Source organism: Halobacteriovorax sp. RT-2-3 (genome assembly GCF_047085075.1).
GTDB lineage: Bacteria > Bdellovibrionota > Bacteriovoracia > Bacteriovoracales > Bacteriovoracaceae > Halobacteriovorax_A.
Genome location: NZ_JBKIYF010000001.1, coordinates 495806 through 521055, shown reverse-complemented (window position 1 = coordinate 521055; position 25250 = coordinate 495806). Strand labels below are relative to the sequence as shown.

The 25250-nt window shown below is 36.5% G+C and carries 16 protein-coding genes and 1 riboswitch; of the genes, 4 read left to right on the top strand and 12 right to left on the bottom strand.

Features of this window, described 5'->3' with window-relative positions; translation table 11 throughout:
• The first annotated feature begins 34 nt into the window (after positions 1–34).
• Both ACMAYX_RS02370 and ACMAYX_RS02365 read left to right on the top strand, forming a co-directional pair.
• Complete coding sequence (locus ACMAYX_RS02370; RefSeq protein ID WP_412471485.1) at positions 35–943, top strand: hypothetical protein; 909 nt, start codon at positions 35–37, stop codon at positions 941–943.
• Between the two features lie 21 nt (positions 944–964).
• On the top strand, positions 965–1798 hold the full coding sequence (locus ACMAYX_RS02365; protein WP_412471484.1) for a hypothetical protein: 834 nt from the start codon (positions 965–967) through the stop codon (positions 1796–1798).
• Here the strand turns inward: ACMAYX_RS02365 and ACMAYX_RS02360 are convergent.
• Positions 1795–2628, bottom strand: coding sequence for an ion channel (locus ACMAYX_RS02360; RefSeq protein WP_412462664.1), 834 nt, complete (start codon positions 2626–2628; stop codon positions 1795–1797). The genes ACMAYX_RS02365 and ACMAYX_RS02360 overlap by 4 nt on opposite strands.
• Positions 2629–2727: 99 nt before the next feature.
• On the opposite strand from ACMAYX_RS02360, the gene ACMAYX_RS02355 reads away from it, so the two are divergent.
• A complete protein-coding gene (locus ACMAYX_RS02355; protein ID WP_412471483.1) occupies positions 2728–3780 on the top strand; it encodes an NAD(P)-dependent alcohol dehydrogenase in 1053 nt (350 codons plus the stop codon).
• Positions 3781–3817: 37 nt separating this feature from the next.
• Here the strand turns inward: ACMAYX_RS02355 and ACMAYX_RS02350 are convergent, their stop codons facing one another.
• Positions 3818–4228, bottom strand: a complete 411-nt coding sequence (locus ACMAYX_RS02350) for a hypothetical protein (protein ID WP_392991764.1) — start codon at positions 4226–4228, stop codon at positions 3818–3820.
• A 3-nt stretch (positions 4229–4231) separates the two neighbouring features.
• Positions 4232–4957 carry a YebC/PmpR family DNA-binding transcriptional regulator gene (locus ACMAYX_RS02345; RefSeq protein ID WP_412471482.1) on the bottom strand — a complete coding sequence of 242 codons (726 nt, stop codon included), beginning with the start codon at positions 4955–4957 and terminating at the stop codon, positions 4232–4234.
• Positions 4958–5145: 188 nt separating this feature from the next.
• Between ACMAYX_RS02345 and ACMAYX_RS02340 the strand changes: the two genes are divergently transcribed.
• Complete coding sequence (locus ACMAYX_RS02340) at positions 5146–5961, top strand: hypothetical protein (RefSeq protein ID WP_412471481.1); 816 nt, start codon at positions 5146–5148, stop codon at positions 5959–5961.
• An 8-nt stretch (positions 5962–5969) separates the two neighbouring features.
• Here the strand turns inward: ACMAYX_RS02340 and ACMAYX_RS02335 are convergent, their stop codons facing one another.
• From ACMAYX_RS02335 to ACMAYX_RS02295, 9 genes are all read right to left on the bottom strand, one after another.
• Positions 5970–8018 carry a TonB-dependent receptor gene (locus ACMAYX_RS02335; protein ID WP_412471480.1) on the bottom strand — a complete coding sequence of 683 codons (2049 nt, stop codon included), beginning with the start codon at positions 8016–8018 and terminating at the stop codon, positions 5970–5972.
• A riboswitch (TPP riboswitch) is annotated at positions 8009–8121 on the bottom strand. Its footprint overlaps the gene before it by 10 nt.
• Before the next feature lie 74 nt (positions 8122–8195).
• The gene (locus tag ACMAYX_RS02330; RefSeq protein ID WP_392991771.1) at positions 8196–8555 is read right to left on the bottom strand and encodes a hypothetical protein; all 360 of its coding nucleotides are present in this window, start codon (positions 8553–8555) and stop codon (positions 8196–8198) included.
• Between the two features lie 99 nt (positions 8556–8654).
• Complete coding sequence (locus ACMAYX_RS02325) at positions 8655–9581, bottom strand: hypothetical protein (RefSeq protein WP_412471479.1); 927 nt, start codon at positions 9579–9581, stop codon at positions 8655–8657.
• Positions 9581–10258 (bottom strand): hypothetical protein, encoded by a 678-nt coding sequence (locus ACMAYX_RS02320; RefSeq protein ID WP_392991774.1) that lies wholly within the window; start codon positions 10256–10258, stop codon positions 9581–9583. Before ACMAYX_RS02320 ends, ACMAYX_RS02325 begins: the two co-directional genes overlap by 1 nt.
• 16 nt (positions 10259–10274) lie before the next feature.
• Positions 10275–11174, bottom strand: a complete 900-nt coding sequence (locus tag ACMAYX_RS02315; protein ID WP_412471478.1) for a hypothetical protein — start codon at positions 11172–11174, stop codon at positions 10275–10277.
• A 12-nt stretch (positions 11175–11186) separates the two neighbouring features.
• On the bottom strand, positions 11187–14150 hold the full coding sequence (locus ACMAYX_RS02310; RefSeq protein ID WP_412471477.1) for a hypothetical protein: 2964 nt from the start codon (positions 14148–14150) through the stop codon (positions 11187–11189).
• Between the two features lie 130 nt (positions 14151–14280).
• Positions 14281–23730 (bottom strand): tandem-95 repeat protein, encoded by a 9450-nt coding sequence (locus ACMAYX_RS02305; protein WP_412471476.1) that lies wholly within the window; start codon positions 23728–23730, stop codon positions 14281–14283.
• A 355-nt stretch (positions 23731–24085) separates the two neighbouring features.
• Positions 24086–24406: a hypothetical protein gene (locus ACMAYX_RS02300; protein ID WP_103217369.1), complete on the bottom strand. Its 321-nt coding sequence runs from the start codon at positions 24404–24406 to the stop codon at positions 24086–24088.
• A gap of 109 nt (positions 24407–24515) precedes the next feature.
• Positions 24516–25130 carry a Crp/Fnr family transcriptional regulator gene (locus tag ACMAYX_RS02295; RefSeq protein WP_103217368.1) on the bottom strand — a complete coding sequence of 205 codons (615 nt, stop codon included), beginning with the start codon at positions 25128–25130 and terminating at the stop codon, positions 24516–24518.
• Positions 25131–25250: the final 120 nt, after the last annotated feature.

The following is a 25250-nucleotide window of genomic DNA, read 5'->3' as shown; positions in this document are numbered from 1 at the left end:
GATTTATTGGCATTTTACTTGCTTTATCAATCATATGATTAAATCACTTAAAAGCTTATCTATTATAAGTACGTTGTTAATTTGTTCTAGTTCAACGTCTTTTGCGGCCGATAATTTATATGGGGCCGAGGCCGGTGTTAAGACAAATCTTGGCAATTGGTATAAAGACTCAAGCCTTGATGAAGGGCCAGTTACACTCACTTTTAGGGCCGATAGTAACGGTAATTTAGAGCTTGCAGAGTTGGACTGGATGCAATTTGAAAAAAGGTATCAAAGAGAAGAATTTGGTGGTGTTGAGATCGCTCTAAGGGCCCTTGGCGCAAAATATGAAAAGATCCATGACTCTATCGGGCAGCACGGTAGTATTCAATATGCGCACTTAGTAATTAGAAAAGCATTTGTCTTAGATGATGGTGCGACATTAATTCTATCAGGTGTTGCAAAAGCAAGTGATACTTGGAGTGTTCATCAGTTTAATGAAGAAGATAGTCGTAATCTCGGTCGTTCCTATAAGAGAATCTATAATCAAGACTCGGTCAATTTAGATATCGAAGCAACTGGTGAAATCCATTTCAAAATTGTTGATGGTAGGGCCCGTGCTTATGCCTACTACAAACAAGGTGATGAAAGAAATTTTGAAACTGAAGATAAAAAATTTAATTACTCTTATCAGAAAAACGAATATGGAGCAGGTATTGAATATCGACCAAGTGAAAAGTCGAAGCATACTTTTGGGCTAAAAGTAAAGCGTAACGAATTCAATGAGAATTTCGGTCGTGGTCAAAAGAGCTTCGATGAAACACAGTTTATGCTCACTTATCAATATCGTTTTGATATGGAAGAGTTCTTTTTTGGTAAGTCATATGAAGTTGATACAAAAAAAGGTGATAAAGAATATGACGAATACGTTGAGGAAGAGTTAGATCTACCAGAATTCTATTAATATTTTAAAACAAGGCATTAGATGAAAAAAATATTTTTATCATTTCTATTATTTATTCCTCAGGTTTTTGGTGAGAGCTTAAATATCAATCACGCACACTTAAATGAATTAACTGGTGATAACGAAGCTGTCTTTGAGCCTATTGCGATAAAGGAGCTTGAAGTAGAGGAGGAATCGCTCCTTGACGGAATTAGAAAAAGATTTGTTATAACATATTCTAAGATAAATCGTTCAGATATGGATACCTCTTATAATGTTTCAAATGATGGAGATTCTCTTTACGATTTATATGATGATGAATTCGATCGAATATTAGATGAAAATTTAAAATTTAAAGAAGGTCATAAAGTAACAATTGAGTATCTTGTTACTCAAACTTTTAGTATTGAATTGGCCGATACGTATCGTCGCTATAATATGTCTGGTCGACATGTTGGTGTAACTGAAGGAGGCTTTCTAGAGGATGATCAATATGATGTCTATGAAGCTAAAAATGTTACGATATTGAATGATATCCAAATTGGTATGAAATATGCCATTAGACTTGTTGATACTCCCCGTTTTAGATTTGAGTTAAGTCCAGGTATAAGTGCAGGTTTAGTTCATGTCCAATCTGATACTAAAACTTACTACAATGGTACAGAGTATGAAGAAAATCACTTTAACGATATTGGTGGCTATTCTTACGGTGTCTCGCTTGAGGCGAAGGCCATTTTTTGGGATAATTTCTTTGTACAAGTAGGAGTAGAGCAAAGAGATTACGTGCTTGCACCAATGGCACATGAAAGTGGTGTTTCACAACAAATTGATCAAAGTGGATTCAATTTTTACATTGGAGCTGGGATTAGATTCTAGTCTTCTATCGAATGAAAATTATCTAAATTTAATTGATAGGAGTCCTCTTGATCATGCTTGAGGACGTCCTTGAACTTCTTTGCCTTGAGTAAGTCCTTTGCAAGGTAGATGTGGTTAGAGTGAACAGTTTGAGTAAGTACTTTGTCTATTCCAGTAAATGAAGTTGAAAAAGATATTCTTTTCTCTTTTATTTCATCTAACGTTAGGCCATAGAGTGGACTTTCTGTATCGATGGGATGCATAACTGTCCATGTTAGAAGAAATGTCGGGTTTTCTGTGTTCATCAACTTTAAGTTACATGTACGTCTTATATGATGGCCTTCCTTAGAAACATAGGGAATTAAGGCCCCAACCTTAACTGATGCATCGATAATATGTGTATCCCTACTATTGGCAATTCTAAACATTAGAGTCGGTACTGAATCAAACGTAGCGATGATAATATTATTTGTAAAAATAATCTTAGCTGAAGGTTTTGCAAATTTAGCAAAGGCCATACCTGTTATAATTGCAGCGTAGAAGATACCAGTCATGGCATCGATTATCACTAAGAAGTGGGCAGGGTCATTTTTAGGAAGATAGTAACCATAGCCGATAGTTGAGCTTGTTTGAAAACTGAAGACAAATGCATCCCAAAGCGAGTTACTATTAGTATTTGAAATTTCTGCTGGAGAGTAAAAGTAAAGTAACGCAAAAAGAAAGTTAATGATCAAGTATATTAAACTCGCAGTTAGAAAAAAACGAGACCAGGATGTTCTGATCATTCGATAGTATAAATCATTAAACAGATTATACCTAACACCCTCAATTGATACATTTAGCTTTGCCATGTTTAAATTATATCCGAAGAATAAAATTTAAGAAAATCATTAATCTATTAGGTAGCACTTACCTTGTATAATGCGATCATCTTAAACAAGGAGACTGTAATGATTAGATCAAAAGGAATCGCGGCAAAGAGTCCTAAAGCGCCACTTGAACCATATAATTTTGAAAGAAGAGAAGCTAGACCTAATGATGTTGTGATCGATATTAAGTATTGTGGTATCTGCCACTCTGATATTCATATGGTAAGAGATGAGTGGGGACTAGGTACACCTTTTCCTCTAGTTCCTGGGCACGAGATTGCTGGTGTTGTTCGAGAGGTTGGTGCAAATGTAAAAAAATATAAAATAGGGGATCGTGTTGGAGTTGGATGTCTTGTTGATTCTTGTCGTAGTTGTTCTCCTTGTGAAAATCATCTTGAACAATATTGTGAGCAAGGGGCAACACAGACATATGGTTCGGAAGTTGATGATGGTACTGGCCATACTCAAGGTGGCTATTCTGATGTTATCGTAATTGACCAAGACTTCGTTTTAAAGATTCCTGACAATATTGATTTACAAAAAGCTGGCCCGCTTATGTGTGCAGGTATAACGCTGTATTCTCCTTTAACTCATTGGAAAGCTGGCCCTGGCAAAAAAGTTGCTATTATGGGGCTTGGGGGACTAGGGCACATGGGAGTTAAGATAGCGGCCGCAAAAGGTGCTGAAGTTACAGTTCTTAGTCATACAAAGAATAAGCAAGAGGATGCTTCAAAATTAGGAGCGCATAAATTCCTCTATACGGGAGATGAGAAAGTTTTTGAAGAGAACGCCGAAAAGTTTGACCTTATTATTAATACTGTTTCTAGTAATAAAATAGATATGGGAAATTATTTTAATCTCTTAAAACTAGATGGAACATTGGTCTCTGTTGGAGTTCCTGAAGAACCTTTAGCAATACATCCATTTCCACTTATTATGAAACGTAGAAGTTATGCAGGTTCTGTTATTGGAGGAATCAAAGAGACACAGGAAATGTTAGATTTCTGTGGGAAGCATAATATTTCCCCTGAGATAGAAATGATTGAGCCTAAACAAGTTAATGAAGCTTATGAAAGGGTACTTAAAAGTGATGTCCGTTATCGCTTTGTCATTGATATGAGTAAGCTTGGTTAGTAAAAAAAAAGGGATCCTAAGGATCCCTTTATTTAAACTATTTTCTTAAGTCACTTAAATGGCATTTATATGATTTAAATACTAACTTTGATTTTTCTTCACAAGTTACATTGTAGAAATGAATTCCACAGGCATCTTTGTCTGATGAACAAGTCGCTTCGCTAATATCGTATAAAGCGTCCGAGATATCTTGTGCCTCGTCACCCTTTACTGTCTTAACAAGAATGTCACCATTTGAAAAAGCACCTACTGTACATTTTGTCTTTTTAAACAATTGTGTACAAAAAATTTGGTCTAATTCGATTATACATTTAGACCCGTTGCAATCTGGTTCTACTGTTGACTCTAGAGAAAGAAATAGATTTTTCGCAAGATCTTTTTCTACTTTTAAATCTGAAGCGCCAGCTGTTGCAATAAGAGTGATTAGAGCAATAATGATTTTTTTCATGAATTACTCCTCTGATTCTTCAAGGTTGTGATAAACAGTAACAACATCGTCGTCTTCTTCAAGAAGATCGATTAATCTTTCGAATTGCTTCAATGTATCTTCATCATTAATTGCTTTATAGTTTAAAGGAACTCTTTCGAGTCTCGCTTCTTCAGGTGTAATCCCAATTTCTTGAAGTTTCTTTTGAATATCTCCAAATGATTCAACTGGTGCGATGATTTCAAAAACACCGTCTTCTAGTGTAATATCTTCAGCACCTGCATCAATAATCTCAAGTTCAAATTCGTCTTTATTAGAAACATTCTCTTCGTTCACGAGAAAGTTTGCCTCTCTTTTAAATACGAATTCAAGAGAACCAGTTTGTCCAAGTGATCCTTGAACTTTATTAAAGTAGCTCCTTACACTTGCTACAGTTCTTGTATTATTATCTGTTGAGGCCTCAACGAAAACGGCCACACCACCAGGTCCGTAACCTTCATAGTTGATATCGACGTAACCTGCACCATCACCACCTTGTCCTTTTTTTATCGCACGGTCGATATTGTCTTTTGGTACGTTAAACTTCTTACAACGATCAATAGCAACCTTCAAAAGAAAGTTAGTATCAGGATCTCCACTACCACTTTTCGATGCTAAGAATACATCTTTAAGAGCTCTCGTAAATACTTGCCCACGGGCCTTGTCTGCTGCGCCTTTTTTGGCCGCAATTTTTGCTGATTTTCTTCCCATAAATCTCTCTTACGTTAAATTAGTATCCTATAGTTTTAGTCAAATCATCATAAATCGTCTAGTTCTGGGCCTATTTAATTAAGCTAAGTTGCTGAAATATGTATAGAAAATAGTCAAATATGAAGTATCTTCAATTAATGACAAGTAGCATCTATTAAGTGATATCTTCATCTTAAAGGAAGATCATTATGGAAAAATACCTGGCTCTCACATTCATAAAACTAAATATTCTAGCATCTTTTGGCGGCCTAGGTGGTCTCGGAGGTTTTGGTCCAGATATAGATCATAACCCAACTTATCGACACCGCACGCAAGATCAAAGGGCCGAAGTTGATAGATGTGTAATCAATCGAGCTGGGCAAGATTATCACTTAAATAAAAGTAACTACTCAATTGATGATCTTTTCTCATTAGTATCAACAACTGATAAAGGCCAGGAGGTTGTTAATAGAATCAGACCTTTATTAGATGATGGTAAATTAAAAATAAGAAACCTTTCAAAGCTTGAAAGAGAGCGCAGAGGATTAACACAGAGAACTTCTGCTCTTTTTGACTTTACAATGGAGACACCTACAATCTTCATCGGTCTTGAAGATGAATTAGGACTTGTTGCTCACTTCTTTGTTCATGAAGCAACACATGCTCTTGATGAGCTAATACCACAAGAGTATGAAGTGGATATGATTTATTATAATACATTCAAAGACTTTCAAAAGTTATTCGGTCTAGATCTTGAGCCTATGAAGGATCTTTCAGAGTATGAAACGAATAAGATGTATGAAATTTATGAAATAAAAGAGAAAAATCGCGCCCAACATGCTTATCGTGCTGAACGCTTTGCTTTTGACCAGCAAGGAGTTTTCACTAGTGAAATTCTATCTGTAGAAGATTGTTATGAAACATATATTTCACAACATCGAGAGAGAAACAAATTAAAACTTTACCGTGTAACTCCTGATGATCATATTTTTAATGCATATGGTATTAATAAAGATTATCTCTAGTACTTAATTTAAAATTCATACTTTAAGCTAAGCCCATAGCTTCTTGGAGCCTCGTTTTGAGTATATAGCTCATCTTGCCAAGTTGGAGGCATATTCGCAAAGTAATAACCACGCAGAGAATATGTTTCATCAAATACATTCTTGCACCAAATTGAGACGTCTAAAGACTTGTAGCGATATCCTATCTTAGTATCAACTATCTGATACGGATCAGATTTCAAATCGTGTGAATTTGAGTAGTAGAAATCATCTGAAGCGTAGAAGTTGATATCCCAATACAGTCCATTTCTATATTTATAGTTAAGGTTTAAATTAACTTGGTAGTTTGGTGCATGAGGCATTTGTCTTCCTTCAAGATCACGTGTACCAATATTGTAGTCTCCGTAGCGCGTTCCAAGTAGACCAAGTCCTGAAGAGAGGTTTAGGCCATATGGTTTTTCAAGACTAGCTTCAATCTCTGCTCCATAATTGAACCCACTTGCAGCGTTATCTGTGTAGAATGTGAACGAACTTGGATCCATTGGATCATCTTGAAATGATGTTTTAACTTGAGCATTATTTCGATACATAAAGAAAAGAGAGCTATTTATTGAAATCCCTTTTTCTTTTATCAGATACTTCTGTCCAATTTCTAATGAATAGAGGTCTTCAGGTTGAAACTCTTTTCTCGAATTTGGTACGGCCGACTGTGTGTTTATACCACCAGGCTTATATCCTTTAGATAGTTTAGCGTATGCAAGATCACCAAGAAGTTCTTTCTTAGATAGCGTGATATTAAGGCCATACATCAGATCTTCTGGTGTAAGATTTGTTTTAATACCGCCTTCTAATGATTCAAATTCTACCTTGCGATATTCTAGACGTGCACCATAGTCTAAGCTCAATTTTTCACTTAGCTCATTTCTACTTTCAGCGTAAATTGAAACTAATTTTGTATCGACTTCTCCACTTATATTTTTTCTTACTACTGAGTCTTCATAACCAACTTCCTTGAAATCTTCGTTAGATGATTTTAGGTAAATACCAGCTGTCGTGGCCTTTGATGAGAGACGTTGATCCAATGTGAAATCCTCTCGCTCTCTTGGGAACTCAATATTGTAGTCGTAGTCTGCGCTCCATCCTGGGATTGAATTCCAGTATGGATTATTTCCCCAGTCTTCATCGTAGCTATAATAAGATTTGTTTTTGAAGTGAGTTAATATCGATGTACTTGTCAGGTTTGCATTCAAATCTTTTTCAAGTTTTATGTATTGTCCAAATGTTCTACTTTCATCTTTACCTGGTTTATCTGAACGTGTCGTGAAGCCGTTGTCTTGAACAAACGCATCGTATCCGTTGTTTTTATCAAAGTAGTGTATCCCTGTCGTTAGAGTTGCCGTGTTAAAGTCCATCGTCAGATTAGTGCGTAGATTTATTTCGTCTTGTCCATTTGTATCCTTGCGACTTAAGTAATCATTGTTCATATAACCATCGCTATCTCTTTTACTAATAGCGAGTGCTAGGCCTGTCGTTTTACTTAGCATTCCTGAATAACTGATACTTTCTTCCCAAGTGTTAAATGATTCATATGAAAGATATGTATTTATTTGGGATTTTTGTGATGGTGTAAGAGATTTTACATGAATCATTCCTGCCATTGCACTTGGACCAAAACGTGTTGCTTGAGGTCCTTTATAGATCTCAAGTTGCTTAACTCCGTTAAGGTTTGTTGTTCCAGAAACTCCCGTATAGTCTATTTCATCTACCATTAAACCAACTGAATAATTCGAAATCCCTTCATATGCTGAGCGCTCTCCAATACCTCTTATTTGAAAGAAGCTTGAGCGAGAGCTACCATTTGCCATATTTAGGTTTGGAATCGCCTTAAAGGTCTCACTGATATCTGTTGATTGTTGTTGCGAAAAATCTTTTTGCGTCTTTAAAGAAATACTATTAGCATCACTGTAATATTCTTTCTTTTCAAAAAGACCATAGATATAGATTGCATTGTCTGAATCTACTGTTTTTGTTTGAGCATGAATTAGTTGGGAAATAAATACTAGTATCAGTATTTTCATCTGAATCTCCTTACGCCAGCATTACCTGGATCAAGTTAGAAGGTTTTACGGCCAATTCCGCTATTCTCAGCCACATTATGGTGCAGCTCCCTTGTATAAATTTTGGTATTAATTACATTAATATAATTAAAAGGGCAAATAAAAAGGCCAGCTAGGCTGGCCCAATTATTTTATTTCTTAGAACTTAACTTTATAGTTTTTTACTTTTACAACGCCTTTTTTGATCTTTGCTGTAATAACAAGTTTAACATCTGTTGCACCTTCACAGTTATAACGAAGGTACATATTAAATAGTGATGCAGAAGCTTTTTCTGGCTGTGCAGTACAAGCTGCTAGGTAGTCTTCTTCAACAGTTCTAACTATTGATTTAACTTCTTCATTTGCCATTAGCTCTTCAACTGTTTCCTCAAAAACACGTTGAGATTGCTCAATTGAATCAAAGTCTGGCATGCTCATTCCTGGAGGTAGTCCAATAGAGATACCGGCCTGTGCATTAAGTGTAAGTAGACACACTAGTGATAAAAGTGCTTTTTTCATATTATCCTCACTATCTATTTTTTGTTTGTATATTTGTTTACTAAATCGCATTTTACATCTGGAAATGCAAGGCAGGCCAAGTTTCCCTGAAATTATTTCTTACTTAAATTCTGTAATAATATCGAATACTTCGTTGTAATCAGTTGATTGAATATCATCTGAGATAGATAGTCTAAATCGAGTTTGAATCGAAAAATTTATTGTCGAACAATAACTCTTTGCCGTGTTATTTTTTAATCTTAAATAGGGGATTCGTGCACTAAGTGGGAATATTAACTGATCACACTCTATTGAAAATGAATCATTACCACTTTCTTGCGCAGTAACAACAATAAGTGAATCTATGATAGATTCACAGCTTGGAAGAAATATTGGGTTAGTACTACGAGGTGCAAATCCTATTAATGCTTCATCATTTGCTCCAAAGACACCTTCGAGCTCTATATTCCATACCTTTGGAACTGGAGAGAAGAAGTCATCTTCTGAAATAGTGTAGTTGAAATGTATTTGATCATTTAATTGTAAATAACGTCCATTCGTCCCAGAACCAGATGAGTCCTCAATAGTCCACTGGAAATCATCAATATTTGTATATGCAGGAAGCTTAATTCTAAGTTGAGTTAGCGTTGTTGCTTTTCCAGTGATAGTAAGCTGATATGTCTGCCAATACCAACGATCTCCATCAATAGCATCATACATCAGCTGATTTTTCACTCGTTGGATATGTCTAATCCCTTTTGAAGTGATGGCCTTTAAATCGAGTTCTGCACTTGTATCAGTCTTAAAACTAATCTCCAGTGTCATTCCAGCTTTTATACTAATGTCTTGGATATCATAGTAGTAATTTGAATTACTCGGTGATGAACAAGAGTAGCTACCTTCATACACTTGCCATGGATCAAGAGTTAGACCATTAAGGCCAATATCAGAATAGCTCTCACATCTAAAAGAGCCACCCATATTACAAGAAGCATAAATGCTAAAAGCAATAAGAGTTATGAATGTGAGAGCTATATTTTTAATCATTATAGGCCGTCAACACCAGTGAAACCAACATTGATTACAGCTTGGAAGTTGTCTGAAGTCGCTTCATCACCAGCTTCAAGAGCGATAATTCCTCTAACTGTAAGTGCTGTGTTATCTGCTAAGGCAGATAGAACTTTAGCGTTTGCTTCACCTGGGTTAGCTGCTGCAGAGTTGTATACTTCTGATGCAACATCAGTAATAGCTTTTTTAGTGTCTACCATGATATCGCCTGATACTAGGCTAGAAGTCGCTCCACCAAGAGTCTGTTGTCCATATGTATCTAGACCTGCAGATACAAAAATCATTTTTTCAAGTGCTACAGATACATCATTTGAAGAAGATGTTAGAGATTTTGAAATTTTCAGGTAGTCACCTTTGAAAAGTAACATTTTTGATTTGATTTCAAATTTTATATAACGTGTATTTGATTCACCATCAAAAGTACCTAGGTTTAATGTTGCATCTTGTGTGTGTGATCCAAAGCTTGTTGAACTTAGAGTTGCATCACAGTCATTAAATGTTACGTCTTTTCCACAATCAACAAGTGCAATCGAAACACTGCTAACTTTTGGTGAAAATCCACCTGATAATGTAATTGATCCATTTGCTGTTGAATCTGCTGCAAATGAATTGAAGCTTAATGCTGTTGCAAGTGTTGCTAGCTTAATTAATTTCATTGTCTTCTCCTTAAATTTATAAATTAGTTTGAATCATTACTGATTTGAATCCTAATGGTAAGTTTTTGTGATTTGTCCAGTTCTCGTAGTCAATTCCGTATAGCGGAACGGCCGTAAGATTTAATACTTCTGGAAAGTCCAGTCCAGGGTATTGTTGCGCAAATTGTTTTCTTAAATTTCTTAGGTGTGATTTAAGACTAATTTCCGATAAAATTGTCTTACCTCCTGGCAGGAGGTGGTTTTTTATATTGGCCTTAAATAAGTGCAGTTTGTTATCTACAGTTACACCATGAGACTCAAACCCTGATATCGGATCAGTATAGATTAGATTCATCTCAAAGAATGTGTAAGCGTTTCCTTTATTTGCAAGTGCATAAGTAAGCTTGTTCTTTTTCTTGTCAAATTTTAAGAATCTCAATTGTGGTGATACTTGTGTCTCTTTAGTTGAATAATAAATTTCACCAACGATGAAGCTTGTTGCTCCACTCATATAATCAATTTTAAATCCGGCCTGAAAACTACCTGTCTTTAAGTCAGAGGCAATGTTAATTTGTAGTCCATAGTGCCTTGTCTCTCCAGGAGCTAAACTTTGTTCAATAGAAAAGCTTTCAATCCCTTTTTCATCTAAAAGTGACATATATGGCGCTAATGAATAACTTACATCTTGACCAATTCTATATGGAAGATAGCTATAACTACCATCTCTTGATTGGATAAGCTCTGTTTTGATAATAGTGTAGCGACAAATACTGTCACTCGTGTTTTTTACAACGATTTCTCTCTTCTTGTCTCCATCTTCAACATAATGTTTGATTGCAGGATGTGACTTTTTGCCATTATCGTCCTTTTGTAGAACGAGACAGGCCGAAGCTGAAAGGTTTGCACAAAGTAGAATGATAGTTAAAAATATTTTCATCTCTTATTGGCCTTAATTATTGTAGAAGAGGTTTCTAGTTCTTCTGATTTGTAGTTTTTCACCATTTTCATTTTCTAACTCAATATCAATAGTGATCTCGTTTTTTTGACTTAGCAATGAAATAAGATTTTTCAAGTCGATATTAATATCCCACATGCCAGAATATACTTCTTCGATTTCTATATCAACTTGATAGCCATCAAGTTCTACGGAAATATCTGAAAGAATTGTGTATTCAGTTTCAGATGAGTCTAATATTAATAAGGCGCTAAATTTAGGCGAACTAATTATACTGCTGTCAAACTCTGAAACAATAAGCTCCTGTGTCGGCAGAGTGTCTGCATTAATGATTTCGAACCCAAATGATATTGTCTGCATATTGTCTTTAGGTAGCTCTAATGTAACTTCTTTCTGAATCTCTTGGTAAATAGGAGAGTTTGCTGTCGCAATTAACTTGTAATTTCCGTTTTTAAGACGTGAGTAATTAATTCCATTTAAAGAACGGGCGCTTATTTGAATAATCTCTCCATTCTTATCTATTAATTGGTATGTGATATCTCCAATTAGAGTATCGAAGTCTTTTTCAAAACGTCCATTCTTGTTAATATCATTATAAGAGAAGACATTGATTGATGATATTTCCTTTAGTGCAAAGTCAACATGTACAGTTTGATTCTTTATGACCTTTGTCCCCTTATAGTATTGCGCTGACTCCAAAGACTTCGCAGTAACTTGTCGCTCAATAAGAGAGATGTGGTCAATATCTGGTTTAAGCTCATTAATGATATATTTGCCATTTTTGTCGGTTGTTGTGCTTCCAGTTACGCTATAAATATTAAGGCCTTCAACACCCGGCTCAAAGTCTTCACATAGGCCATTTAGGTTTCGATCAATACAGATTCGGCCAGCAATACTACCTGTGCGTTTTCCACCAAAAGCATCTTCGACACCTCTTGGCGTCTTTGCTCCAAAACGGTATTGAAAACGAATACCTATTTGATAATCGATATCATCATATTGATGATTATCTTCTGCTCTTGTATAAATTTCGAATGAATAATTACTGTCTGCTCCTGTTCGAATACCTGCTTCGATATAATCAAGATCAGTTTGTGTTTGTGTTACGTAATCGTTTCTTTGGCCTTCATCATGGCCAACTCTAACGTAGGCATCACCATTAAAGTGGTTATTGTTGATATTATAGTTTACGCCTACACTAGTACGTGTACGATATGAGTCATCCCCATATGATTCATACTCAAAATGCGATCTTATTGTGAACTTTGGTGCTTTGTAGCTTAAATCAACAGATATAAAAGGCTCGTTAGTATAGTCTTGAATATTTGCATCTGTATAATTCTTGCTTGCAACACCAGCTCTCATTGCGGCATATAATTGCTTGTTCTGGTAGGCGAATGTGATGAACTTTCTTTGTTCACTTTCACTTGAGCTAGTTTGATCTTGGTAGTTAACACTGGCCGACAAGCCTCCTCCCATTGGAAAGCTTACACGAACATTATTAGAGCTGCGATGTGATCTACTCTGCTCATTTGTTTCGAAAGTGTCTTTGTTTAGTTCGTCATTTCTGCTAAGTTCGAGAAGAACACCATCAAAATCGTAAGATAGAGAAGTATTATTATAGATAACTTCTTGAAAACGATCTCTTCTATAACCAGAAGTTATTGCAATAGGGAGGTTCTTTCTTACCATGTAACGAATAGCTGTACGGTAATCTTGTATTACTCCACGTTGAGGGTCATCGGAAACAGTTAGGGATGGTGCAAATGATAATTTATCATTAGGATTAAAATTTCCACGATAGCCAATTGAGCCAGATGTTTCTCCAGAGTCTGTATTCTGGTTGATGATAACAAAAGTTCGTTGTCCTGGTTTTGGGTCATATTGAACCATGGCCGCTGTATTAAATTCATCATTTTCGTCAACACCTACTAGCGTTCCAACTTTTAGGTTAGGCAATATATCTCTTGAATAGGCAACACCATCACGGGCCTCGTTACCAACATTTGTATCAACGTCTAGATCGACATTATTTCCAGCACTAAATCGCCAGTTATCACCATCAAAGTGGAATGTGCCACGTGCATCTTGTGCTTGTCCATTGACCATATTTGCTTGTACGTAGCTTGATAAAGAAACATAGTCAGATAGGGCCCCGTTAGAATTTAAGACTACTGAACTTAGATTTGAGTCTTTACCTTCCACACTCATGTAGTCATTAGTAATAGTTAGTGTTGTATCAAGGTAATTACCTTGTCTATCCTGGTTATTTGTTGAGCTAACAAATTTTACCTGGAATTTTTTTTGAAATTTTGTAATTGTTCCAACTTTTGCGCTCACTTCAAAGGCCGCATAAGTTGAAGTACTATTTTTAAAGTTAACTCTTACAGGAAGAAGCTTTACTTCATTTGCAGCAATGGTAATAGGGGAGCTGTTTACACTCACACTTACTTCAGGTGTTAAGTTTCTTATTGAGAAGTTATAAACTTCACTTGAGTTACCAGTATTTTTAACCTTTAAGTTAAGAGAGTGATTTTTCTTATTTGTTTCAATATTTTGATCAGCATCAAAAAAATCGAGATTATGTTTCTTGGCAACAACAAAGCTAATATTGTTTTCAATTTTTTCTTGTGTCTGTGTATTGGTAAAAACAATTTTCAATTCATGAATTGTTCCTGCATCAACAAAGCTTGGAGTGTATGTATAAAAAGTTAAATAAGTTAGATCGCCAGCAATTAGGTTTGCTTCTTCTGGGCCTTCGGCACGCCACTGCTGATTACTTTCAATTGTAATTTTATACGTGGCATTTGATACTGATTTTATCGGAAGAACTTGTATGGCAACTTCACCTGGAAGAACACTCTTGTCTGGAAGCATACTAATGTCTAGTTCACTACCTAGTACTAGTAAATTGATGAAAAAAACGAATAGGGAAAGCGTAGTTTTTATCTTCTTCATAATGCTCACATCTTAGCTTAAATAAGATGAAAATATTCATTGTTGAGCATTATTTATAACTATGTATGTCTTTTGTACATGAGTAAAATCAGTATTTTACAAGAACAAATGTTAGGTAATCTAAACTTGTTTAGAGGAAGTATTCTGCAACTCCATAGAGTCCGTTTTGCTCAAATGGGAAGATGATTGAGTCGTTAGTTGGATTGTAATCAAACTCCACACCACGACATGAAAGTTGAGGCATTGTCCAACTCAGGGCACCAAGATCAGTGTCAGTATCGATATTGTGAGCATATAGTCTGCTAGCATAGCAGTAGTAGAGATATTGCGTTCCGCCTCTTCTAGTGTAAACGAAACCGTCATCAATATTTCTAGCTGTATAGGCAATTTGCTCAACGTTTCCGTCTTTAAAGGCAATAATTCTGCGCTGAGCACCACGATACATCTTCGCTGTTACATACTTCGCATCAACACTATCGTAGTAGATATTTCTGTAATTATCCCAGTACTCATATTCACAAGTGCTACCAGAAGTTGGTGCAGTTCTTAGTTCTGTACAACCTTCTTCTGTACTATTGTATCCAAGAACACCCCAGACGTGTTCTTGTCTGTAGCTATCGGCCGAATCATATGCCTTAAGCATAAAGTCTTCGTATCTTAGGTCTGTTGAGTTATATCTCATTCTATTTAAGAATAGCTTACCATTGGCAAAACCAAGAGGTAGGGCCCTGTTTTGATCACCGGCAACATCAATGTCACTGCCAATTTTTCCATCAGAAGTCGGGTCATAATAAGCTGTACCACTTGTATTGCTAAAGACATCTTCCCACATACCTGTCGAGCGGTTAAGCATTGAAAAACGTCCATAGTGCCATTCTACACGGTCCATATAGATATTTCCCGTTGCACGATCAACTACGGTCCAATATGGGTTTCTTACTGGCTGTGTTGTTGCAGCTGCAGCAGTTGAAGCTGTGGCCACTGTACCATTACCTGCGATACTGTGAATATTCCCTTCGATAGTAAATTCTTTTAGATAGTAAGATGAAGTGTCATTTACAACAATCTTTCCGTTATTTAATCTTGTGACACGGCTAATATTACTAAAGCGAGCATTAACGGCATTTACATTATCTCCGTAAGACTGACCTTGGCCAAAGATTGTAACAACTTTCCCTTCGTTATCTAGGGTTCTAATTTTACCGCGGTCACTGAAATAAATTTTTCCATTCTTATCAACGAAAACCGAATAGATATCCATATTACATGCAGTGGCCAGTGTTCCATCTGCACATTCTCCAAGCGTTCCAGAACCTAGGATTCTTGTATATGTTCCATCAAAATTATTTCGATTCATGTAACTTCTTGCTACTGTTACATATGAGTTACCATCCATACCTGTATAGTTATAGTAGTGATACCAACGGTAGCTATTATCTAGTGGTGTAATAGATTGACCAGTTGTTGGATCAAAATAAATTCTTGCATAAGTATAGTCAGAAGTTGATCCATACATATCACAGCCTGGAAAATTCTTATGGTGATAGGCCGTTCCAGTGATTCCTTGAATCTGAGATGTCGCTTGATTAAATTTGATACCAGTATATCCAACTCGACACTTAGATAGGTCTTGAGATGCCTGCCAACCATTTCCTGTACCACCAAGATAGAATGATTCAACTTGCCCTGTTGCTGCTCTGTAGATACGCACTTTGAAGTTGCCGTCTGTTTCAATACTTTCTGATCTTTCAGCATTAAACCAGATATCACCATTTGGTAGTGGTGTGAATAACACAGCATTCGTACGGTAATCAGAGCTTGATAATCCTCGCATTTGAAGATCTAGTGGGTTTGCTACAGTGTCTGCAGTGCTAGAGCCACCACCAATAATCGTTTCAATTGTTGGGTTTTCAAGATTTAAGTCAACTCTTCTAATTCTGTTATAATCAAGGATTAATAGTCTCCCTTGATAATCAAGAGTGATTTTCATAGGGTAGCGTAGAGTTGCACTCTCGGCCGGTCCACCATCTCCAGTTGACGTTCCAGTTTTTGCAATGAAGAGTTTCTGCTTACCATCTGCAGGGTCAACAGTGATAATACCTCTTTTATAATCTGCAAAATAAATATTACCATCATCAGTAAAGACAAGAGTGTGGATATCAGAAGAGTCACCAACGCGCTTGTTAAAGAATAGGGCCGATCTCGCATCCCCACCTAGACCTGCTTCAGTATTTCCTGCAATAATCTTAATACGATCAGCATTTAATGGAGTTGAAGTAAGCTGTGTACTAATACCTGAGATATTTGTTACCTTAACTCTGATCTTGTATGCAGTTGCCAGAGGTGAACCACCTGTCCACTTAAAACAACCTTCATTTGCAGCTAAAGTGATGCTAGGACAACCGTGATTAGTATGTGGTGAAATTCCTTGTGCTCCAGCAATTGCCGTAAATGTTTGTTCATCTTGTGTATAGAAAAGATTAATTGCCGTAGTCGAAAGACCAACAGCATCGTCTACCTTCCAACGAATATAAAGGTCAGTACCTGTTGGAACAGAGGATTCTGCTCTTGTTGGAGGAATTGATGATAAATCATTATTAGCAGCAGCTACGTCCCAAATTAGTGGAGGAGCATCTTTACTATATACAATTTGATCGTAGTCAGTACTTAGCACTTGTGTGTTTGATGAAATATTTCCAGCTTCATCTTTTACCCAAGCATAAACATCGTATAAAGCAGGCTCCCAACCAAGAAGATAAGAGTAGTCTGTTACAGTGATATTTTGTGCTGGAGTTATTCCAATCGAAGTCGAGTTCACTGCAATCCAACAAGCATCGTCACTTGCAGGTTGAGTCGTTGTATTTGATTGAAGACAAATATGAGTTAGGTAAACATTCGCATTTTGAGAACTAGCTGTTAACGAATATGGAATAAAGTTAGTTGGTGATGGATCCGCAACTCCTGCAGATATCGTATTTATAACAGGAAGGCCTGTTTCACGATACCAGTTACCTGAAACTGTAGTCGTATTAGAGGCAGCGTTCGTTTGAGCAAAATTATATGTATTGTTAACATCTGATGCAGTTGATGCTGTTGTCCATGACCATACACCTGAAGAACAAGTTGTTGTCGTCGTTTGTGCTCCAGTAATATTGATCGTTAATCCATTTTCACACGTTCCTGTGAATGTGGCAGTAGAACCATTATTTTTTATCGCGTTAACATCGATCGCTAGAGCAGGGAAATTAGAGTCTCTTGTCCAAGTATATGTTAGTGCTGATGTATTTCCTGCTGAGTCAGATTGTGTGAATGTGAATGCTCTCGTGGCATCTGTAGTGTAATTTGCCGATGTCCATGTCCAAGATGACGCTGAACAAGTAATACTTGCTGACTCTGTTCCAGAGATAGAGATAACATTTGTTCCTTCACAAATACCAGATACTGTTATGCTGTCTCTCAGAACTGTTTCTGATTGGTTTTCTCCGATCTCGATTTGGATTGGTGCTGTCGCATTAAATGCCGGAGCTGTAGCGTCACGTTGCCAAGAAAGAGATAGGGCCGGAGAAGATGTATTTCCTGCAGCATCAGTTTGAACTAAGTTATAAACAAATGTTCCATCTGTTGTTTTTGGTGAAGGTGTCCAGCTCCATGTCCCAGAAGAACAATTAAATGAAGTTGTTTCATCACCTGTAACATAAATCGTATATGTTCCTTCACAAGTACCTGACCATGCGTTTGGTGTGTTTGCATTTGTAAAGTCTGGTGAGATACCAGCAGTTTTAGTAAGAATTGGAGCGACCTCATCACGTATGAAAGTTCTTGTAACAGAAGTCGAGTTACCTGCTGCATCGACTTGATTGATTGTTATATTCTTTGCTCCATCGTTGTCTGAGAAGTTTACTGTTTGTGAGAAAGTCCCCCCAGAACAAGCAATCGAAAATGCAGCTTGAATATCACCAGAGATATTAATATTTAATCCACTTTCACAATTTCCGTTAATCGTCGTACTTGATAAGTGGTAAGAGTTATTTGCTGGTGATGTATAACTTAGTGCTGGTGCAATAGAGTCAATCACAAATGCAGCTGACTCAACTGTTGCAGAGTTTCCAGCTAGGTCTGTAAATGAAACTCTAAACTTAGCGTTTGATGTATTAATAAATGGAACACTCCACGCTCTTGTAAAAGATTGTGAACTAATTGGTCCATTAATGGCCGCAGTTGTGCCAATTGAAGACCAACTACTACCGTTGTAGAAATCTACTTGGAAGTTTTGTGCCGTCGATGTACTGGCATCAGTAGCGCTCCATGCAAGATTGATATTATTTCCGCCTTTTTGAATCGAAGGAGTTGTTAGAGAAAGACTTGGGTTAATTGTATCGTAGTAAACACTTATATTAGTTGATGATGTGGAAATATTTCCGTGTGGATCTTTTGACCAAGCTCTAAGTGTATGAAGTCCTTGAGTTGCACTTGCAAGAGTATATGTTGTAGCATTTGCAACTGTTGAACATGCTACCCATGCATCACCAGCGGCCGGCTGGCTTCCTTCGTTAATGATCACAGAAGAAATATCGCTACAGCTACTTACTGTCATAGTATTTGCAGTTGAGTTCGTATAAGTCGCAGATGTAAGTGCAATAGTCGGTGCAGCTGAAGGTGTTTTATCTGTTACGTTAATCGTTACAGTTTCAACAGAAGCCGCATCAATAGTTCCATCATTTGCAATGAATGTGAATGTTTCGCTACCATGGAAATTAACATTACTAGTATATGTACATGTAAGATCAGTTCCATAACTACCTGTTGTGATACAATTTGAAAGTGTTCCATTAGATGGTGGCGTAACAATTTTATAAGTAAGAGCATCACCATCGACGTCTGTAGCATTGCTTAATGTAATTGCCAGTGCTGTATTATCATTTGTCGTAAATGACTGATCAGCTGCCATAACAGGTGCATCATTAATAGAGTTTACAATAATCGTAACTGTTGCAACTGTTGAATTAGCTGAGCCGTCATTTACTCTATATGTAAAAGTAGTTGTACCATTAAAGTTTGTTGCAGGCGTATAAGTACAGGCACGTGAAGTCCCTCCTGTGCAACTTAATGTTCCTGTCGCTGGGTCTGTAAGCTTGATATATGAAAGTGTGTCACCGTCAATATCTGAGCCAGCATTTAAGTTGAAGTTTAGTATTGTGTCTTCATTTGTTGAAACAGTTTGAGTTGCTGCAAGAGTTGGCACATCATTTACAGCGTTAATTGTAAGGTTAACAGTTGAGCTTGTTGCTGAATCTAGTAGTCCATCATTTGCTAGATATGTAAATGAATCGGAACCATTGAAATTTGCATTTGGTGTATAAGTACATATGATATCAGTTCCGTAAGAGCCTGTTGTGATACAGTCTGTAATTGTACCATTTGTTGGAGAGTTTATTATTTTATAACTAATAGTCTGCGCTGGTAGGTCAACATCAGTAGCTCCATTTAAAGTTATACTAAATGGAGTATCTTCATTAGTTACTTCACTTTGATCTGCAATCATTACTGGCGCATCATTGATTGCATTAACTGTGATATTTACTGTAACAGTATTTGAGTCAAGTGCTCCGTCATTTGCTTTATAAGTAAATGAGTCACTTCCTTCAAAATTAAGACTTGGTGTATATGTACATGCTGTTGACGTTCCACCTGTACATGAAAGAGTTCCGTTTGTTGGATTTGATACAATAAGATATGAAAGCGCATCATTTTCAATATCAGTGGCCGCTGTTAGATTAAAGCTATGGGCCGTATCTTCATTTGTTGAAAAAGACCAGTCTCCAGCAAGAGTAGGAGCATCGTTTACACTATTGATTGTTAATGAAACTGTCGCATTTGTTACAGCAACCCCAACACTATCAGTTGCAGTATAAGTAAATGAATCACTTCCATAGAAGTTTGCATTCGGTGTGTAAGTACACGAGATATCAGTTCCATAGCTGCCAGTTGTAATACAATTTGAAATAGTACCGTTTGTAGGAGAAGTAATGATCTTATAACTTAATGTCTGAGCTGGAAGGTCAACATCTGTCGCACCATTAAGTGTGAAGTTTACAGCAGTATCTTCATTTGTTGAATGTGCTTGATCTGCTGCCATAACAGGTACATCATTCACTGCTGAAACGTTAATTGTAACTGTTGCAAGAGTCGAATCAAGTGCACCATCATTTACTTTATAGGTAAATGTCGTTGAACCATTAAAGTTTAAATCAGGTGTGAATGTACAGGCCGTAGATGTACCACCTGTACAGCTAAGGCTCCCATTTGCTGGAGTTGAAACGATTATGTATGAAAGTGTATCCGCCTCAATATCTGAACCTGCAGTTAGGTTAAAGTTAAGTACTGTATCTTCATTTGTTGATACACTTTGAGTGGCCGCAAGAGTTGGAGCATCGTTTACAGGAGTGATTGTAATTGATACTGTTGAATCCGTTGCAGAATCTGTTAGTGTGTCATTTGCTCTATATGTAAAAGAGTCACTTCCGTTGAAATTTGCTCCTGGCGTATAGTCACAAATAATATCAGTAGAGTACGTTGATGTATTAATACAGTTTGAAAGAGTACCATTTGCTGGAGCTGTAATTAGTTTATATTGAATTGTTTGTGCAGGGATATCAACATCCGTAGCACCTGAAAGAGTGAAGCTAAGAGTATTATCCTCTGCAATCGTTTCAGATTGGTTTCCGGCCATTACAGGAGCATCATTTTCTGAAGTAATGTTCACGGTAACTGTTGCTACTGATGAATCAAGTTGTCCATCATTTACTTTATATGTGAAAGTAGTTGATCCGTTATCATTTAGGTCTGGTGTATATGAACAATCTCTAGATGTACCACCAGTACAAGTTAAGGTACCTTTTGCAGGGGCTGAAACGATTATATATGAAAGTGTGTCTCCTTCAATATCTGCTCCAGCATTTAGAGTAAAGTTAAGTGCTGTATCTTCATTTGTACTAACTGTTTGAGTTAGAGCAAGTGTCGGAGCATCATTAATAGCGTTAATTGTTAGTGTTACCGTCGCAAAAGTGACTGCATCTGTGACAGTATCATTTGCAATATATGTAAATGAGTCTGATCCGTTGTAATTAGCATTTGGAGTATATGTACAGTCTCTATCATTGATATAAGTCGCAGTCGTTATACAATTTGATAGAGTACCGTTAGTAGGAGCTGACACAAGTTTGTATGAGATTGTTTGGGCAGGAAGATCCACGTCTGTTGCAGTATTTAACGTGAAATTAATTGCAGTATCTTCATTAGTCGTCTCTGATTGATTTGCTCCCATTACTGGAGCATCATTCACTGTGTTAACAGTAATTGTCACAGTGGCCGTTGTTGAATCAAGCTCTCCGTCATCAACTTTATACGTAAATGTATCAGTTCCAAAAAAGTTTAAATTTGGATTATAGCTACAAGCTGTTGATGTTCCCTGTGTACAATTAAGTACGCCACTAGTCGTTGATGAAATAATAGTATAATTGAGAGGTGTTGCTTCAATATCACTTCCGGCCGCTAGATTGAAGTTAATGACTGTATCCTCATTTGTCGTTTCTGCTTGAGTAGCTGCAAGTGTAGGAGCATCGTTAACTGGAGTAATGGTTAGTGATACAGTTGCTACACCTGCAGAATCTAGAGACCCGTCATTTGCAATATAACTAAAGCTATCATTTCCATAAAAATTTGTATTTGGAGTATAATCACAAGTTAAATCATTTCCATATGTACCTGTTGTAATACAATTTGAAAGAGTTCCATTATTCGGAGAACTTACAATTTTATATGTAAGGGATGCTTGTGAATTATCAACATCCGTAGCCTGGTTAAGAGTGATTGCAAGTGTGTTATCTTCAGCTAAAGTCAGACTTTGATCTGCACCAATAACTGGCCTATCATTAACATTTGATACATTTAAAGTCACAGTCGCTTCAGTTGAGTCTAGCTCTCCATCATTAACTTTATATGTAAAGGTATCAACACCTACAAAATCTGCGTTTGGTGTATACGTACATTCATTAGTTGTTCCTACACAAGTAAGCGTTCCGTTTGTTGGTAGTGAAGTTGTAATATAAGATAGACTTGGCGAGTCCACATCATCACCAGTTGTCAGAAAGAAGTTGTGAATTGTATCTTCTGTTACATTTACACTTTGGGATGCTACAAGAGTAGGAGCATCGTTAATTTGTTCTACATCGAGAGTATAGATAAATTGATGATGAGGAATTGCTGTGTTTACATTGTCGTCACCATCATTCTTCTTTCCAATTCTAACAATTATCTCAGCACTTGCTGCAGTATCAGCTGGTGGAGTGTAGCTCCATGTACTGGCATTTGAAACAGTCGCTCCATCAAGTATCCATTGATAGGCAACAGGATATGATGAATCCCAGTGAACTGCACTTGTTTTAAAGTCACTTGAAATTCCTTCTTTTAATGAAGTAGGTGTTTCAAGAGTTTTTAACTTCGGTGCAGCATCTTTTAAAATTGCAGCAGTTTCACCATTCGTTAATTCTGTGAAGATGTTGCTTGCCTCTGTATTATTCTCAAGCTCACTGTAAATTAAGTCATAGTCTATTGTTTGATTATCGATACTTGCTTCAATTAAAGCTTCTGTGCGATCGAGATAATCTGCAAGCTCTTTCGTTGGAGTATACTCAAAATCTGTATTCGTGATTTTTGCTAATAATGTTGAAACCGGAGTAATATCTTGTGGAGTAAAGTAACTAGTTACAACTTTTTCTAGCTCATCGCTACAACCAGATACTTTAACTTTGTAACGAGCAGGAGCTGTCAGATCGAGGGCCAACTTTTTTGCATCAAAATTAAAATAAGTTGAAGTGTTGATTCCTTCAAATGTAATCGGGTTATCTTCAAGGACTGTCATTGTCACAAGATCAAAAAGTTCTACCTTTGGATTGTCACAAGTTGTTGCTGCATAGGCATTATTAATGAATATACTTTTATTTGTTTGTGTTATTAGTCCTGATAGAGGAGGGATTCGCCCTTCAATGGCCGGAGTAACAATGACTGTATTGCTTGAACCAGTGTTTTGTTGCTTAGTATCTATTTCTTCTTCATTTTCTTCAATATCATTTGGAGGAGTTGGGATGGAGTAAACAATTTGTTTACTTTCTTCTTGCTTCTCTATTTTTTCAATTGCTTTTGCAGGCATCCTTTCAAATGAATTATTCGAATAATATGGCCTAGAGTAATCTGAATCGTTTAAGAATACTTGTGTTGAATTATTTTTCTTTTTATTAACAGCAAGTTTTGAAATTTGAAAATCTGCTCTTTTTTTACTCGGTTCAACTGCTTCGTCTACACTTTCTTGTGCAACTGAAGATGGACTTCTTTTACTGAACGTAGCTACATTTGAGTTTAGCCTTGCTTTAACTTTTGGTTTAACTAGTTCATATTCAATACCAATCTCTTTCGCAATCTCACTGTAGCTATTTGTCTTCGCTGTATCTTCTGCAAAGAAGATATAGCTAAAGCTAAATAGTGATGCCAGCGCTAGTCCGACGTAGAGTATTGGTTTTTTCAAAGTCCCTCACAACTTTCTTAATATTTAGTCGATGGTGAATAAAATTTGTTCTTAAATATTTTCGACTTAATATAATATTTCTTTAGTATTAAAGCATTTAATGAACAGATCACTAAATTCAGTTACTTATATCGGCTTTCTAAGGGTAATATTTAATTTTGTGGCAATTTTTTGTGGACTTTCAAAATTGTAAGATGAGATTTCAAGGCCTTATAAAGTTAATTAGTTAAACTAAATGCTTTTAGTTTCAAAAAATCTATGGAATTTCTTAAGGTTTTTACATAGATTTTGTTTGGGAAATAGAAAGGCCCAGATGAGACTGGGCCTTGAATATTTTTAAATATATAATTTTGACTTATTCAGCTGCAAAGTAGCCAATGTAATCTACCGAACATGTGTCTGGATCAACAGCAATTGCAGCATTAAACCAACCTGAGTGTTCAGAACCAATTGCAGAGTAGATAAGCTTATCTTCGTTGAATTGTGCTAGCTTATTTCCTCTTTCATTTAGAAGTTCGCTACCTTGAGTAAGGTACATTAGATACTTCACTTCTAGAGGGCGATCTGCTCTAATCTTTCTTTCAAGTTGCTTACTTACGGCATTGTCACAAGCGATTACGTTTGAGCTAATTGCTAGACATGAGATAAACGATAAAAGAGTAATTGCTAATTTCATAAAATGGCCTTTGTGTGGGTTACAGTTGGCCGCATCCTATCTAAATAGGGTGATATAGACAAGCTCTAGAGATTTTAAATGTAAAATTTGCTAAGAAATTAACAAGATCTTAATAATTCTCATTTGCGAATTTTAGTAGCTTCTGCTCATCAACGATATCAATACTTCTGCCACTCTTAGTGATTAAACCTTGCGCCTCTAATTCACTTAAGATTCTTGTCACACTTTCAAAAGTTGATACCGCAAAGTCAGCTATCTCTTTTCTCGTCCAATTGTGTTCAGGATGCTTGAGTTTCAAGTAGACAAGTGCCTCAACAATTCTGGCCTTAGCTGATTTATCTGCCATTCCGGCCAGTCTTCTCTCTGCATTTCCTAGCTCTCTTGCGAGAATCTTTGTCATATTCTTCAAGAGGGCAGGGCTTTCAAGACATATATTGTCACACTGCTTACGATCGATGAGCATAAGCTTAGCTTTCGTCAAGCTAACTGAGTTTGCATGATAAGGAGTTTCTAGAAAGTATGAACGATGGCCAAAGATTTCCCCTGGCCCGTAAACTCTTAGGAAGCTCTCTTTTCCATTTTCACTATTGTAGTAGAGACCAATAATGCCTTCTTCTACAATATAGAGATATTGTGGGAATTCTGACTCTCTGTATATAACTTCACCTTTTTGATATTGGCGATAAATAGGTTGTTCAATATTGTTTAAGATTTCCTTAATCATGTTTTTCCAAGTTTGATGGCGATCAATGTTAATTTATAATCATTATATATAATTAATTTAACTTTGAAAGTCCTAGAAGACTCTTAAGAAGTAATACAAAGTAACGATATTTAACAAAAA

What these genes read in the sequence shown, in the direction of transcription:
- ACMAYX_RS02295 (WP_103217368.1), bottom strand. Translation starts at nt 25,130, where the DNA reads ATGATTAAGGAAATCTTAAACAATATTGAACAACCTATTTATCGCCAA.
- ACMAYX_RS02330 (WP_392991771.1), bottom strand. Translation starts at nt 8,555, where the DNA reads ATGAAAAAAGCACTTTTATCACTAGTGTGTCTACTTACACTTAATGCA.
- ACMAYX_RS02350 (WP_392991764.1), bottom strand. Translation starts at nt 4,228, where the DNA reads ATGAAAAAAATCATTATTGCTCTAATCACTCTTATTGCAACAGCTGGC.
- ACMAYX_RS02310 (WP_412471477.1), bottom strand. Translation starts at nt 14,150, where the DNA reads ATGAAGAAGATAAAAACTACGCTTTCCCTATTCGTTTTTTTCATCAAT.
- ACMAYX_RS02315 (WP_412471478.1), bottom strand. Translation starts at nt 11,174, where the DNA reads ATGAAAATATTTTTAACTATCATTCTACTTTGTGCAAACCTTTCAGCT.
- ACMAYX_RS02335 (WP_412471480.1), bottom strand. Translation starts at nt 8,018, where the DNA reads ATGAAAATACTGATACTAGTATTTATTTCCCAACTAATTCATGCTCAA.
- ACMAYX_RS02300 (WP_103217369.1), bottom strand. Translation starts at nt 24,406, where the DNA reads ATGAAATTAGCAATTACTCTTTTATCGTTTATCTCATGTCTAGCAATT.
- ACMAYX_RS02355 (WP_412471483.1), top strand. Translation starts at nt 2,728, where the DNA reads ATGATTAGATCAAAAGGAATCGCGGCAAAGAGTCCTAAAGCGCCACTT.
- ACMAYX_RS02365 (WP_412471484.1), top strand. Translation starts at nt 965, where the DNA reads ATGAAAAAAATATTTTTATCATTTCTATTATTTATTCCTCAGGTTTTT.
- ACMAYX_RS02340 (WP_412471481.1), top strand. Translation starts at nt 5,146, where the DNA reads ATGGAAAAATACCTGGCTCTCACATTCATAAAACTAAATATTCTAGCA.
- ACMAYX_RS02325 (WP_412471479.1), bottom strand. Translation starts at nt 9,581, where the DNA reads ATGATTAAAAATATAGCTCTCACATTCATAACTCTTATTGCTTTTAGC.
- ACMAYX_RS02370 (WP_412471485.1), top strand. Translation starts at nt 35, where the DNA reads ATGATTAAATCACTTAAAAGCTTATCTATTATAAGTACGTTGTTAATT.
- ACMAYX_RS02360 (WP_412462664.1), bottom strand. Translation starts at nt 2,628, where the DNA reads ATGGCAAAGCTAAATGTATCAATTGAGGGTGTTAGGTATAATCTGTTT.
- ACMAYX_RS02345 (WP_412471482.1), bottom strand. Translation starts at nt 4,957, where the DNA reads ATGGGAAGAAAATCAGCAAAAATTGCGGCCAAAAAAGGCGCAGCAGAC.
- ACMAYX_RS02320 (WP_392991774.1), bottom strand. Translation starts at nt 10,258, where the DNA reads ATGAAATTAATTAAGCTAGCAACACTTGCAACAGCATTAAGCTTCAAT.